We start from the raw sequence: 14,399 nt of genomic DNA, 5'->3' as shown, positions 1-14,399 counted from the left end.
CATATAATTAGAAGTGAAAAAAGCAGCAGTTTCAATTATGTTATTAGACGATCAAATTAAAACACAACTAAAGCAATACCTTGCCATGTTAGAAGGAGACTTAGTTTTAAAAGTACATGTGGGCGAAGATGAAACATCAAAAAATATGTTAGAACTTGTTCAAACATTAGATGATATGTCACCACGTATTACAATTGAACATGTAGAATTAGAACGTACACCGAGTTTCAGCGTTAATCGTGTAGGTGAAGATACAGGTGTTATTTTTGCAGGTTTACCACTTGGTCATGAGTTCACGTCGCTTGTACTGGCGTTATTACAAGTAAGTGGCCGTGCACCAAAAATTGATGAATCAACAGTAAAACGTATTCAAGCGATTAAAGAGCCAATGAACTTTGAAACATATGTTAGTTTAACATGTCATAACTGTCCAGACGTTGTTCAAGCGTTAAATATTATGTCTGTATTAAATCCAAATATTACACATACAATGATTGAAGGCGGCGCTTTCAAATCAGAAGTAGAAGAAAAAGAAATCATGGCTGTACCAGCAGTTTACCGTGATAAGGATTTCTTTGAAGGTGGTCGTATGACATTAGATGATATTCTAGATAAATTAGGTTCTACAGTTGATGCTGCCGAATTCAATGATAAAGAACCATTTGACGTGTTAGTAGTAGGTGGAGGTCCAGCAGGTGCAAGTGCAGCAGTTTATGCAGCACGTAAAGGTGTGCGTACGGGAATTGTTGCAGAACGCTTCGGTGGACAAGTAAATGATACAATGTCGATTGAAAATATTATCGGTATAAAAGCAACAGAAGGTCCAAAATTTGTTGCAAGTCTTGAAGCACATGTATTAGATTATCCAGTTGATGTGATGAAAGCACAACGTGTGAAAAATATTGAGAAGAAACAATTAATCGAAGTTGAATTAGAAAATGGTGCAGTTTTAAAAAGTAAAACTGTTATTCTATCAACAGGTGCTCGCTATCGTCAATTAGGCGTAAAGGGTGAGCAAGAATTTAAAAATAAGGGTGTAGCATATTGTCCACACTGTGATGGCCCATTATTCAAAGGTAAAGATGTAGCAGTAGTAGGCGGTGGTAATTCTGGCGTTGAAGCAGCAATCGATTTAGCTGGAATTGTGAACCATGTAACACTTCTACAAAACACAGGTGAGTTAATTGCAGATACAGTTCTACAAGAACGTTTACGTAGTTTACCAAATGTAACAATTATCACGAATGCTTTAACATCTGAAATTACAGGTGATCGTACAGTGAATGGTATTGAATATATCGATGCTGTAACGAAAGAAAAACATCATGTAGCACTTGATGGTGTATTCATTCAAATTGGTTTATTACCAAATACAGAATTCCTAGAAGGTTCTGTTCAATTGAATGAACGTGGAGAGATTGTTACAGATCGTAATGGAGCAACAGATATCGATGGTGTGTTTGCAGCAGGTGACTGTGCAAATAGTGCCTATAAACAAATCGTTATCTCAATTGGTGCAGGTGCAACAGCGGCATTGAGTGCATTTGATTACCTAATTCGTCATACAGAAGAGTTAGTAGAAGTATAATACTTTTCCATAGTTAAGCATTAGAAAATAGGCTGGACATAAGAGTAAAAAGCACTTCTCATATGAGTATAAGAAAAACTGGAACTGCGCCACAGCGCGATTCCAGTTTTTTGTTGCGAACGCTAAAAAGAGAAGTGAAATGTTATGTTCTAGCCTAGTTTATATTATAAATATTTCTCTTCTACTAGAATTAATTTACTTACCTTTTCTTGTGAAGAAACAAATGCATACGATAATTCACCGTATTTTTCTGTTTTCACAAAACAATGTTCTTTTTGAATTGTCCACTGGTCATTCTTTTTTTTACATTGAATTTTTTGTGGATCAATTCCACGAAATCCTAGTGAACACCATTTAGAATAAGCCTCTTTAATTAACCAAAGTTGTTGAGCTTCTTGTTTGAAAATTTTTTGTTCGTATGAACTCATAAAGTACTCAGTTCCTTCTAAAAGAGGTTGTTGTAACTCTAAATCTACCCCGATTTTACAATTAGAGTAGGCAACCATCACATATCCTTCGCAATGTGAAATACTGACATAATAAGGACTGTCAGGTAAATAAGGTTGCCCATCTTTCGTTTGTCCAATACCATCGACACCTAGATATTTTTTAATTATAATACGTGCAATCAAAGATTCATATGCACGCTTAAAAGAAGTAAACTTGCGTACATAAGAACGTTCATCAGCCGTTAATAATGGAAAAAAACTTCTGAAAATCGATTTATTGTATGAAATAGGGGTTAATAGTATTTTCATTTTTTTATCTCCGGAAAATAGTGTTGCTGAATTGCTTGTTGAATCATATGTTCAAAGAATGTTTCATCAGGTTTAGGACAAACTAATTGGTTTTGTGTCATAAACAATTCGGATTGTGGACATGCATATAATAGGGATGAATTTTTTGCGCCATCACCTTCTAAGCCAGCCATAGCCAGAGCAAGACCTTCAGCATCTTTTTTAGAATCATCATATAAGAAGTTAATAAACTCTTGTTCATCTACAAGTTCGATTGTATAACCGAATTTTCTAAAGTGTTGTAAAACATCTTTGAATGAAATCAGCGTTGTATTGCAAATGTTGTAAATTCCACCGATTGTATCGTTTGAAAGAGCGATATTTGTAATTAAAGAACTTGCGTAATCAACCATTGTAAAGTCCATCATGAAGTTAACATTCGGTGCTTTTTCTAATAAAATAAATGATTTAAACATACGATATACAGCATTTGAATCAATATTTTTTTGGAATATTCCTGTAGTTGATTGGCAAGAAATATTACCAGGACGATAAATTGTAACAGGAAGACCTTCTGTATGAGCTTGTTGTAACAATTTTTCAGATGCTAACTTACTATTTGTATAAAGACTTTCAACATCAGGGGCATCTAAAATGGAGTCTTTTGTTAAGAAATCGTCCCATTTACCTTCAGATGCTAAATCTTCTTGAATACCTAATGTCGAAACATAATGGAAGCGAATCTCTGTACATTGTTTTGCGAAATCAATTAAATAGGCAGTGCTATCAATATTTGTCTTTTTAAAGTGCTCTGCATCACCAAAGTGACGTACGTCTGCTCCACAGTGAATAAGTGCTTGTACATTTGTTTGTAACCACATAAGATCTTCAGAACTTGCGCCTAAGTTAGGTTGTGTGAAGTCACCTAAAATAATACGTAAAGAAGTATTTCGTAAAAGTTCTTCCATTGGTTGGCTTGGTTCATAATAGCGTAACTGCTCAAGGATACGTTTTAAACCATGCTCTTTTGATGTTGCACGCACAAGTACGGAAACTTCCGTAACCTCAGGATGTTTTAATAGGTCGATTAGTAAGTGTGCACCTAGATAGCCTGTAGCACCTGTTAATAAGATCGATTGCTGTGTAATCGGTTTGAAAACAGTCATGCTGTGTAATGATTTTGGATGCTCAAACAGTTCTTTTTGTTTCGTCTCTTTTACAACTTCTTCTTGAGTTTCAGTAGTACGTACATAATTAGCAAGTGCTTGAACTGTACGATATTCAAAGAAATCATTAATTTTCAACATAGGGAATTGCTTTTTCAATTGTGTTAAGATTGCTAAAACTTTTAATGAATGACCACCAATTTCAAAGAAATCTTCATTTGTGCCAATGTCTTGTTGTAATAATACATCTTGCCATGCTTTTAAAATGATAGCTTCTTCATCATTTACTGGAGCTAATTGATTCTCTGTATGCTTCACTTGAACTTGCACATCTAATTCACGCTCTTTTAAAGCAGTACGATTAATTTTTCCACTTGGTAATAGAGGGAATTCTTCAAGCTCAATCATATAAGCAGGCAACATATATGCTGGAACTTGTTGTTTTAAAGCATCTACTACCTGTTCAGTTGAATAAGTAACCCCATCTTTTACCTGATAGTATGCCACGATGGATAGATCACCTTGAATCTCTTTTGCGATTATCGCACCATCTGTAATTTCAGGTATTGCAAGAAGATGTTCTTCGATTTCTCCCAGTTCAACACGATATCCACGTATTTTAACTTGCGTATCTTTTCGTCCAACAAATTCAATTTGACCATTCGGTAGTAAACGTACTAAATCGCCACTTCGATACATTCTATTTTCACTATGAGGTGTCATTACAAATACTTCATCTGTTTTTTCAGGAAGATGTAAGTAGCCTTCAGCTAGAGCAGTTGTCTCAATATATAGTTCACCTGTAACGCCTATTGGACAATAAGCCATCCCATCATTTAAGACATGTACACGATAATTCGGTAAAGGCGTTCCAATTGGGATTGTCATCAGATCCTTTGGTAACAGTGTGTCGATTGTATAAGTCGTCGTTAAAACAGAACATTCTGTAGGGCCATATACATTTTTTAAAGGAATAAGACCGAATTTTTCTTGGAAAAGTCGAACCGTATCTAAAGGAAGTGTTTCACCACCTACACCAAAACATTGTAGACGTTGTAATTTTTCGATGTCTTCTTCAGTCGCAAATAGAAGATACTGTTTTAAAGCACTCATTGGAACCATCATGATATAGTCAATGCGATGTTCATGAATTGCTTCTGCAAATAAAGAAATATCGAGTCGCTCTTCTTTGGATAACATATACAGTGTATTCCCGTGGAAAATCATCGGACATAATTCAAGTAAAGATGCATCAAATGTGAGTGTATAAAATTGAGTTAAAATATGATGCTCCGAAAATCCATAGGTTTCTTTTTCAGCATAAGCAAATGTTGCGATACTTTTATGTGGTATTTTCACACCCTTTGGTCTACCGGTAGAGCCAGAAGTGTAGATAATATAGGCGAGATCAGTTGGTTTGACCGTTGGCTTTTTCACAAGTGCTTTTTCTTCGATTTGAGTATACAGTGCCATTGGAATTTGTTCATCCCAAGTAATTGCTTTTTCAGTAGTAATCGCATCTGTTAATACGAATTTTGCTTGTGTGTCTTTTAAGATGTACTCATTTCGTTCGTCAGGATTATCAGGACTAAGTGGTACATAAATGGCTCCAGCTTTCATTACGCCTAACATAGAAATAATCGCTTCCATGCTGCGTTGCATATAAACTGCAACATAATCACCTACTTGAATCCCTTTCTCTATTAATAGTTGAGCAATACTATCTACTTGTATTTGAATCTCTGAAAAAGTAAGTGTTTTTGTTGCATCTTGTAAAGCAACTTTTTGTGGATACTTTTGTGCCGTCTGATCAAATACATCATGCATTGTTTGATCGATTGGTGTATCTTGTTCTGTCTGGTTTAATTTTTGATAAAGCTGATGTTCCCATGCAGTCATAAGATTGATTTGAGCAATTTTAATATTCGGATTCTCTAAAATCGCTGCCAAAATAATAGTGTAATACTGTTCATAACGTTCGATATTTTTTTCGTTTAAAAAGCATGTGTAACTTTCAAAATGATAATTATTTGAAGAAAAGACCAATTTTAAGTCGTTTGACAGATGTTCAGTAGATTCTAAAACAACTTGTTTATAAATTTCATCAGCTGTTGAATCTTGAGAAAAAGCCATATGAACCACAGCTTGTTTTTGGTCTAATTCGATTGCAAGTTCAATAGATGCTTCATTTGTTAAGCGGTTCATCCAAATACCAAAAGCTGTAATATGCCATTGAATTGAATAATCTAAATTTTTTTTAGCAGATTGATACGTCGAGACATCTGAACGAAAAGATGTATCAATAGGGAATAGAGAATTTTGCGTGATTTTCAAATCTTGTTGTAAAGTAACCAAGTTAATAAACCTCCAATTTTTCATAATTCATACAGTTATATTGTGAAAAATGGTGAGAGATCTTTCAATCTCTCACCATGTTTTGTTAGCTTTTCACATCAGAAACTAATTGTTCTAATTCAGATACGATATCATTCATTGTTTTTGTTGACTCAACAATTTTACTAAATGAAACTTGTTGATTACGAATGTTGTGTTTGATTTTTTGACTTGCATCACTATTTTCAGTTGATGTATGTGCAAGTTGTTCAAAAATTGCAGCTACTTCCTCGTTTTCAGCAGCGATTTCTTCAATTGCGGCTGATACTTCCTGGATACTACTTGAAACATGTGATGTTTGTGACAGAATATCTTGGAAAATGGCGCCCATATTTCCAACTAATAATGAACTTTCAGAAACAAGAGCAGCTTCTGTACGGAATGATTGTACAGCTTTTTCTGTTTCTACTTGTACATCTTGGATGAGTGTCTCAATTTGTTTAGCTGATTTTGAAGATTGTTCAGCTAATTTACGGACTTCGTCTGCCACTACAGCAAACCCCTTACCATGTTCACCGGCACGTGCAGCTTCAATTGCAGCATTTAATGATAATAAATTCGTTTGATCCGCAATATCTGTAATTAATTGAACAATACTGCTAATTTCTAATGAACGATTTTTAAGTGATGAGACATTACTCTCAGAACGTTGAGAAGAATCTTTTAGTTTCACCATTTGATTTTTCAACACATTAATTGCTTCTGTACCTGCTTTTGCATGGTCTTCTGTTGTGAGGGATAACTCTGTTACGTTCATAACATTATTTGTAATGGAGTCTACAGAACGAGAAAGTTCTTGAATTGAAGTCAGAACTTCAGTAGTAGATTCGTTTTGATTTTGTAATCGACCTGTAATTTTATCTGTGTAGTTTGTAATTTCTTCTAATGTTTGATTCACTTCATCAGCTTCTTTATAAAGGCTATTTGCTTGAATACTAGAAGCAGTTGATGATGAACGAATGGAATCTAACATACCACCAATTGTTTCACTCATTGTATTGAATTGCTTCGATAATTGTCCTAATTCATCATTTCCTTCTTTTAAACGAACAGAATAGTCACCTTCACTTACAAGAGCCATACTTTCTTTCATCTCTGTAATAGGACGGAATAGCTTGCTCATAAATGCGTATTGAATAGCACATACGAGTAATAGTAGTCCAATTAAAATGAAAATGGTTGTTTTGATTTTTTTATATTCACCATTTAAATAAGAACTTGCATCAAAATCGACCCCGTAATACGCAAACATTTCACCATTCTCATCAAAAAGTGGCTTTAAAACCGTCATCCATGTACCAAAATCATCAGAATAAATATCTGAAATTGTTTGTTGTTTTGTTTTTTTCATGTCGGCAATTGCGTCTGCAATCACTTTTGGTTGTGTATAGATATCGCCAATATGTAAATCTGACTTATCGAAATCATCCATTAAGAAGGTGGGGCCAGATATAACACTAGTACCCGTTCCATTTTCCAATTCCACTCCAAAAATATAACCTTGTGCAACTTGAGGTTGATATTGAGCTAGACGATCAAAGTGAGCCACTATTTCTTTTTGAATATTTTCGTCTTTAGTTTGAACTAATTTTTCTACATCTGCTGTTTTAATATCTTGTGACCAAGCTTTTACTGTATCTTTTGATACATTTGTAAGTCGATCGACAGTCGCATTCATACTCATAAAATAGTTAATAGTTGTCAAAATAATAGCTACTAAAATCGTAATAATTGAAGCGAATAAAATATTTTTCATTTTTAAAGATAATTTTCTCATGTTTACTCCTTTTTTGCATACATTTTATTGTAGTACTAATATAACATTACGGTCACTAAAAGTTAATACTTTATGCTCATTTGGAAAATTCGAAAAAAAATAAAAAATGGTATTTGTATAATTTAATGGATTTAAAAAGCATTATAATTATTTTTTTGGTGTAAAAATAAGTGTTTTTTAATATAAAACAAGGAAGAAAAATCCATTAAAACAATAAAAAAACAATGAAAATTTTTTAACGTAAGTAAATAAAATGATTTTTTTAGTTAAAAAAACACAAAAAAAGAACTTTCCTCTAATTAATGAGTCAAAGTTCTGTAAGTGAAAAATTAATATTTTAAGATAGTTGATTAGATATTTCAAAAAAGTTTTTATAAATCGCTGTATAAATTTTTTGAGATAGTACTGGGTTATGAATAATTGCAATAATACCCTTGTATAGAACATCTTGGTTAGGTTTTTCTATATGAATCAATTCGGATAGAATTTCTTTTTCTGTAGTATTCATCCGTCCTCTTAAATTCATGCTATTTAACCATGTAGAGAGTGATAAAATCATATATGGATTAGCTAATTTAGCGATTTTTTGATGTTGTTCTTCTTTTAATAGTACTCGTCTAATATATGGGTTTAAATCTTTTTCGTTTTCTAAGAAAGAATGAATATCCATAGATAATAACATAGATTGTTTTGATAGTTGACCAAGGTTTGTTGGCTCCATACCATATAAATTTACAGGTTTTTTCTGTTGTTCGTCGAGTTGTGTTAATAAGATGTTTAGCTGTTTGGATAACTTGCCCAATTCATCTTCACTTTCCTTTAAACGAACAGAATAATCCCCTTTGTTCAAACGAGCGATTTTCTTTTGCATAATCGTAATCGGTCTAAATAGTCGATTCATAAAGATAAGCTGTATTAAACAAACAACAAGTAAAAGAACAACTAAAATAATAATCGTTGTTTTAATTTTATTATATTCGCCTAAAAGATATGCGTTAGCATCAAAGTCTATTCCGTAATAGGCGAACATTTCACCATCTTTATTAAATAAAGGCTTTAAGACCGTAATCCATGTACCAAAACGATCGGTATAAATTTTAGAGTATGTTTGTTTTTTCGTTATTTTCATCTCAGCAATGGCATCGGCAATGACTTGTGGTTGTGTATAAAAGTCACCAATTAATAAGTCCGATTTTTCAAAGGCTTCCATGAGGAATGTTGGGCCTGAGATGACACTTGTTTGACTCCCATTACGCAACTCGACACCAAATAAATAGCCTTGAGCAACTTGCGGTTGGTAATTGGCTAATTTATCAAATTTTGCAATCATTTTTTTTTGTAGTTCTTCATCTTGTGTTGCAACAAGTTTTTCGACATCCGATGTTAATACTTCTTTTGACCATGCTTTCATCGTACGTTCTGAATCTGTAGAGAGACGACTCACTGTTGCATTCATATTCATGTAGTAGTTAATGGAAGTAATGATTAAAGAGACTAAAATCGTAATAATCGATGCAAATAAAATACTTTTAGATTTTAATGACAAATATTTCATTGAATCTCCCTTGTCTCGTGGAATAATAATATACATAACCATACCACTTTATACTAAAGAAGTTAATACTTTCGGTTCAATTTTCACTAATTAAAATAAAACAAAAAGTGTACAAATAAAATGATTAGCATGGTACATATTACTTTACGAAATTGATAGGATTTGATGCATACAAAAGATTTATAAGCATAAAAAGTAAAAACCCTTAGAATAATACATAATTCAATCATTCTAAGGGTTCTTTAGTTTTAAATTATTTTATATTAAAAATTTGAGGTGAGTTAAAGTGAAATAGGTTGTTTTTTAATCTGGCTTCTTAATTGCTTTGCAGCACTTACCATATTTTTTAGTGCGTCAACGGTTTCTTTTTCGCGACGTGTTTTAAGTCCGCAGTCTGGATTAATCCAAAATCTTTCTTTTGGAATGATATTCAAACTATCTTCTAAAATCGTATACATTTCTTCTACACTCGGTACCCGTGGACTATGAATATCATATACACCTAAACCAATACCATATGGATAAGGTGTATGTTGCAATGAGTGAATTAATTCACCGTGACTACGTGAAGTTTCTAGTGAAATAACATCTGCATCTAGTGCAACAATCGGTTCAATAAAATCATTAAATTCACAATAGCACATGTGTGTATGAATTTGCGTACTTGGTTGAACGGCAGCTGTAGCTAATTTAAATGCATTAATTGACCAATCTAGGTAATCTTGTTGACGCGACTGTCGTAATGGTAAACCTTCTCGTAAGGCAGGTTCATCGACTTGAATGATTTGGATACCACTTTTTTCGAGTGCAAGAATCTCTTTTTTAAGTGCAAGTGCAATTTGGATAGCGACTTTACTACGTTCGATGTCATCACGTACAAATGACCAATTTAAAATGGTGACCGGTCCTGTTAACATTCCTTTGACTAAACGATCTGTTTGTTCTTGAGCATCTGTTGTTTCTTTAACAGTCATCGGTTCAAGCCATTCAATATCGCCATAAATAATAGGGGGTTTTACACAACGCGAACCGTAAGATACAACCCAAGCTTTTTTAGTAAATGCAAAACCAGCTAGTTTTTCTCCGAAATATTCCACCATATCTGTTCGTTCAAATTCACCATGAACTAATACATCTAAATCTAAATCTTCTTGAATTTTAATCCAGCGATTTGTTTCTGCACGTAATTGAGTTTCATAAAGCTCTGTTGAAATTTCTTTTTTACGCCATTGCGAACGTATTTTTTTGATTTTTTCTGATTGTGGAAAGCTTCCAATAGTTGTTGTTGGAAAATCAGGTAAGTGTAATCTGTTTTTTTGTGTAATAATACGTTCTTCGAAAAGCTGTGAACGATTAAAATCTTTCTTGTTAAGTTGTTTGATTTCTTGTGCAACAGTCGAGTTATTCCGAGATACATCGGTAGCAAGTTTTTCAATAACCATTAAATTTTCTTTTATTATAGATGGGGTTTCAAAAGATTGATTACGAATATAATAAGTGATATGACGCAATTCATCTAATTTTTCATCTGCAAATGCAAGTGCATTATATAAGACAGTTGGCAATGCTTTTTCAGCAGCGGTTGTGACAGGTGAATGTTGCAAATTACAAGAAGGTTGTAGCCACAATGCTTTTGGCGAAACTAATTGTAAGATAGCTTCAACTTTTTGTGTGACCTCTTTTAAAGGGCTGACCCAAATATCACGACCATTAATAATACCAGCAGCTAATACTTTATTTCCTGGGAAACTGTATTGCTTGATTGCTTGTAAATTATCTTTGTATCCATGAACAAAATCCAATCCAATACCTGCTACAGGTAGTTGTACAATTCTTTCGTATTGTGGAATTGCTTCAAAATAAGTGGAAATCATTAAATTCGCACCTGGTACATGATCAGCTAATTGTTGATAAATCACATCAATTAATTGTAGTTGTTCTTCGTCTAACTCTTGCGTGAACATTGGTTCTTCAAGTTGAATCCATTCAGCTCCTGCATCTACAAGTTGTTGAATTACTTGTTCGTAAAGTGGTAATAGTTGCAAAATAAAAGATGCGACTGTTTTTTCGCAATAGCCTTTTGTTAGCTGAATAAAAGAGTATGGACCAATAAATGTTGGTTTTGGAGTTGTTGATAATACAGATTTTGCTTCATTGAATAAATCAAGTAAGTAGTTGTGTCCTAATGATAGTTTTTGTTGTTCGTATTCTGGAACGATGTAATGATAGTTCGTATTAAACCATTTCGTCATTTCGCACGCAATTGTTGTGTCTGAGCCACGTGCCATCGCATAATATGTTTTCAATGAAGGTTCTGATTCTAATGTATGATATCTCTCGGGAATTAGACGGAACATAAAAGCTAAATCTAGCATACGATCATAATAAGTAAAGTCACCGACTGTTATTTGTTCAATTCCTTTATCTTGTTGTTTTAGTAAATTTGCTATGCGTTGATTTTTTAATTCTTTTTCAAATTGACTTTCTGAAAGTTGTTGATTCCAAAATTGTTCTACTGTTCTTTTCCATTCGCGGTTTTCACCAATATATGGATATCCAATCGTTGTACTTGATACAGTTGTCATTATAAAAACCTCCTTTTGAATTTACATAAACCAAAATAAAAAGACTATTTCTTAAAGGAAATAGTCTGAAGCGTTATCTATGCATACTGAAAAAGAGGATAATTTCCCCGTCTATGCGCACAGAACACCACCTATCTCCACGTAGGTATTTGGTGTGTACTAGAAGATGGCTGGTCTCCTGACTTATGTTCAACATTTTTCAAGCCTTCCCATTAAAGAACAGTGGCGTTGTTTGAAAAACTCCCAATTACAGTTGCGGGACAGTGGCGAATTTACATCGCTCTTCCCATTTAAACTTATTTTCATAAGTACCATTTCTTACACGTTATGTAATTAGAGATTACTATAACATAAAAATATTAGAATAAAAAGAAAAAGAGGAATATTCAGAAAAATATACAACTATTTCATCTGAGAGATTTAATTATTAGAAAGAAGTTAGGAAATAAAAAAGTAATGTATTTTAAACACGAAGAAGTGAACCAATAGGAACGTGTAGAAAACCACCTTCAGCAAAAATAGCTTGAGCTGAAAATTTTATAGGAAAGTAGTGATTAGAAGTTTGAATTTATATCCACATGCTACTGACTTAATGTAACGGAGAAAAAGAAGAATTCTATACGGTTTTCAGGTAGCACTTCAGTTTGAAGAGGATGAGACATAACTGTGAAAATATCATCTTATATGAGCATGAAAAATCGGAATCGCGCTATGGCGAGGTTCCGGTTTTTCGTTGCGAACTCTAAAAGAGAAAAATGAAATGTTTTTTCTCACCCTCTTTTCTTCTGATGAATATTTAGTCATTTAAAAACTACATCCCAATTTTTAGACATATCTAAAAATTGGAGATGTAGTTCAATCATACTTTTATAAGACTTCAGCTTCTTGAAACACCTTGCTTTGCAAATAGGTTAGTTTTTTTGCCATGACTTCCGGTTTCTCTTTGAAATCTTGATTCATCCAATAAATAAAAAAGCCAAGACTTGCATATGTTGAGTAGTAACTAAGAGCAGGTACCTCAATCGGTAAGTCATCTTTTAGTGCAATCTCTTTACCGGTTAGTTGTACGAGGCTGTCACAAAAACGATTTTGAGAACCAGGCAGCATCTCTCCTTTAATAATGAGAGAGAAAATGAATTGATTTTGATAAATATATTCAAAAATAGCTAAGTGGAGTCGCTCATCTGTAGATGAAATTTTCCCCAGTGCTTGGTAACTCTCTCTAAAGTAGGTTAGTAGTTCTGTAAGATAATCATCAAAGATTGTGCAAAGAAGGTCATCTAAATCTTTATAGTGAGAGTAGAATGTAACACGATTACATGTAGCTTGCTGTGCAACTTCCGTTACTGAAAGTGAACGTAAATCATGTCCTTCTTTTAAAAGATGGATGAGTGCAGCTTTTAATTTTTTCTGTGTGCGTAAAATTCTACGATCTTGTGAAGAAGACATCAAATCATTCCTTTCATAATGTCATTATGCCATTATTTCCATTTAACAGAAAGTTTATAATTACCTAAATTAGGCTATGTGTGAACAAGTTGTGTTATAATTAATTTAAAATTAAATAGTTTATTATTAAAATATTTAGCGCTTTTCTATTGACAGTATGCATGAAAGTTTGTTAATTTACAAGTGTAGTTTATTTCTGAAAGATTTTAAGGAGGAGTTTTATAATGGCTCGTTTAGAAGGTAAAGTAGCAATTATTACAGGTTCAGCTCAAGGTATGGGAGCTGCACACGCAAAAAAATTCATTGAAGAAGGCGCTAAAGTCGTTCTTACTGATTTAAATGAAGAAAAAGGTAACGCATTTGCTGCAGAACTTGGCGAAAACGCTATTTTCGTAAAACAAAACGTTGCAAACGAAGAAGATTGGAAAAACGTTGTAGCGAAAGCTGAAGAAGCATTCGGTCCAGTAAACGTACTAGTAAACAACGCTGGTATTACTATGGCTAAATCAATCACTGATACTTCAGTAGAAGATTACCGTAAAATCGTTGAAATCAACCAAGTTTCTGTATTCTTAGGTATTAAATCAGTTGTTTCTTCAATGGAAAAAGCTGGTCAAGGTACAATCGTAAACATTTCTTCACTTAACGGTTTAGTTGGTGGCGCTGTAGGTTACACTGATACTAAATTTGCTGTACGTGGTATTACAAAAGCAGCAGCTCTTGAGTTAGCTCCTAAAAACATCCGCGTAAACTCTGTACACCCAGGTGTAATTGCTACACCAATGGTTGTTCAAGAAGATACTAAAGCAGCAGTTGAAGCATTCTCTAAAATGATTCCTATGGGTCGCGTAGCTGAGCCAGAAGAAGTTTCTAACTTAGTTCTTTACTTAGCTTCTGAAGAATCAAGCTACTCAACTGGTTCAGAATTCATCGTTGATGGCGGTATGTCAGCACGTTAATTCGTTTTACCAAACATTTATAGCTTCTATTGATTTTCTCTTATTGTATCTTGAGGTATTAGCAGGTAGAGAATCTTTAAAAGGAAGGATTGCGCATTGGCGTAGTCCTTCTTTTTATATAAAAATAGGTGTTTGACATGAGGATAAGAAGTCGTTATATTTATGTGGAACCGGTACCATATGAGTTTC

Annotated in this window: 8 protein-coding genes and 1 riboswitch; of the genes, 2 read left to right on the top strand and 6 right to left on the bottom strand. The window is 33.6% G+C overall.

Annotated elements, in window-relative coordinates:
• The first annotated feature begins 37 nt into the window (after positions 1 to 37).
• Positions 38 to 1,588, top strand: a complete 1,551-nt coding sequence (gene ahpF, locus ACKVQX_RS00440; protein WP_285216413.1) for an alkyl hydroperoxide reductase subunit F — start codon at positions 38 to 40, stop codon at positions 1,586 to 1,588.
• Between the two features lie 164 nt (positions 1,589 to 1,752).
• Here the strand turns inward: ahpF and ACKVQX_RS00435 are convergent, their stop codons facing one another.
• The 6 genes from ACKVQX_RS00435 to ACKVQX_RS00410 form a co-directional block, all read right to left on the bottom strand.
• Positions 1,753 to 2,346 carry a 4'-phosphopantetheinyl transferase family protein gene (locus tag ACKVQX_RS00435; RefSeq protein WP_409135918.1) on the bottom strand — a complete coding sequence of 198 codons (594 nt, stop codon included), beginning with the start codon at positions 2,344 to 2,346 and terminating at the stop codon, positions 1,753 to 1,755.
• Positions 2,343 to 5,846: an amino acid adenylation domain-containing protein gene (locus tag ACKVQX_RS00430; protein WP_409135917.1), complete on the bottom strand. Its 3,504-nt coding sequence runs from the start codon at positions 5,844 to 5,846 to the stop codon at positions 2,343 to 2,345. The genes ACKVQX_RS00435 and ACKVQX_RS00430 overlap by 4 nt, the downstream gene beginning before the upstream one ends.
• Positions 5,847 to 5,931: 85 nt before the next feature.
• Positions 5,932 to 7,662: a methyl-accepting chemotaxis protein gene (locus tag ACKVQX_RS00425; protein ID WP_409135916.1), complete on the bottom strand. Its 1,731-nt coding sequence runs from the start codon at positions 7,660 to 7,662 to the stop codon at positions 5,932 to 5,934.
• 337 nt (positions 7,663 to 7,999) lie between these two features.
• Positions 8,000 to 9,217, bottom strand: a complete 1,218-nt coding sequence (locus ACKVQX_RS00420; protein WP_165442681.1) for a HAMP domain-containing protein — start codon at positions 9,215 to 9,217, stop codon at positions 8,000 to 8,002.
• A gap of 281 nt (positions 9,218 to 9,498) precedes the next feature.
• On the bottom strand, positions 9,499 to 11,802 hold the full coding sequence (metE, locus tag ACKVQX_RS00415; RefSeq protein ID WP_368634162.1) for a 5-methyltetrahydropteroyltriglutamate--homocysteine S-methyltransferase: 2,304 nt from the start codon (positions 11,800 to 11,802) through the stop codon (positions 9,499 to 9,501).
• A gap of 150 nt (positions 11,803 to 11,952) precedes the next feature.
• Positions 11,953 to 12,133, bottom strand: a riboswitch (cobalamin riboswitch).
• A 536-nt stretch (positions 12,134 to 12,669) separates the two neighbouring features.
• The gene (locus ACKVQX_RS00410; RefSeq protein ID WP_068454321.1) at positions 12,670 to 13,251 is read right to left on the bottom strand and encodes a TetR/AcrR family transcriptional regulator; all 582 of its coding nucleotides are present in this window, start codon (positions 13,249 to 13,251) and stop codon (positions 12,670 to 12,672) included.
• A 224-nt stretch (positions 13,252 to 13,475) separates the two neighbouring features.
• Here ACKVQX_RS00410 and ACKVQX_RS00405 point away from each other — a divergent pair, with 224 nt between their 5' ends.
• Positions 13,476 to 14,210, top strand: a complete 735-nt coding sequence (locus ACKVQX_RS00405; protein ID WP_068454318.1) for a glucose 1-dehydrogenase — start codon at positions 13,476 to 13,478, stop codon at positions 14,208 to 14,210.
• The last annotated feature ends 189 nt before the right edge of the window (positions 14,211 to 14,399 follow it).

This window comes from Kurthia sp. ISK08, assembly GCF_046159805.1.
GTDB lineage: Bacteria > Bacillota > Bacilli > Bacillales_A > Planococcaceae > Kurthia > Kurthia gibsonii.
Note: the sequence above shows the minus strand (reverse complement) of the source record. Positions and strands in the feature narration are given on the sequence as shown.

Bases quoted from the DNA above. Each gene is read 5' to 3' on its own strand.
- ahpF (WP_285216413.1), top strand. From the start codon at position 38: ATGTTATTAGACGATCAAATTAAAACACAACTAAAGCAATACCTTGCC.
- ACKVQX_RS00435 (WP_409135918.1), bottom strand. From the start codon at position 2,346: ATGAAAATACTATTAACCCCTATTTCATACAATAAATCGATTTTCAGA.
- ACKVQX_RS00425 (WP_409135916.1), bottom strand. From the start codon at position 7,662: ATGAGAAAATTATCTTTAAAAATGAAAAATATTTTATTCGCTTCAATT.
- ACKVQX_RS00420 (WP_165442681.1), bottom strand. From the start codon at position 9,217: ATGAAATATTTGTCATTAAAATCTAAAAGTATTTTATTTGCATCGATT.
- metE (WP_368634162.1), bottom strand. From the start codon at position 11,802: ATGACAACTGTATCAAGTACAACGATTGGATATCCATATATTGGTGAA.
- ACKVQX_RS00410 (WP_068454321.1), bottom strand. From the start codon at position 13,251: ATGTCTTCTTCACAAGATCGTAGAATTTTACGCACACAGAAAAAATTA.
- ACKVQX_RS00405 (WP_068454318.1), top strand. From the start codon at position 13,476: ATGGCTCGTTTAGAAGGTAAAGTAGCAATTATTACAGGTTCAGCTCAA.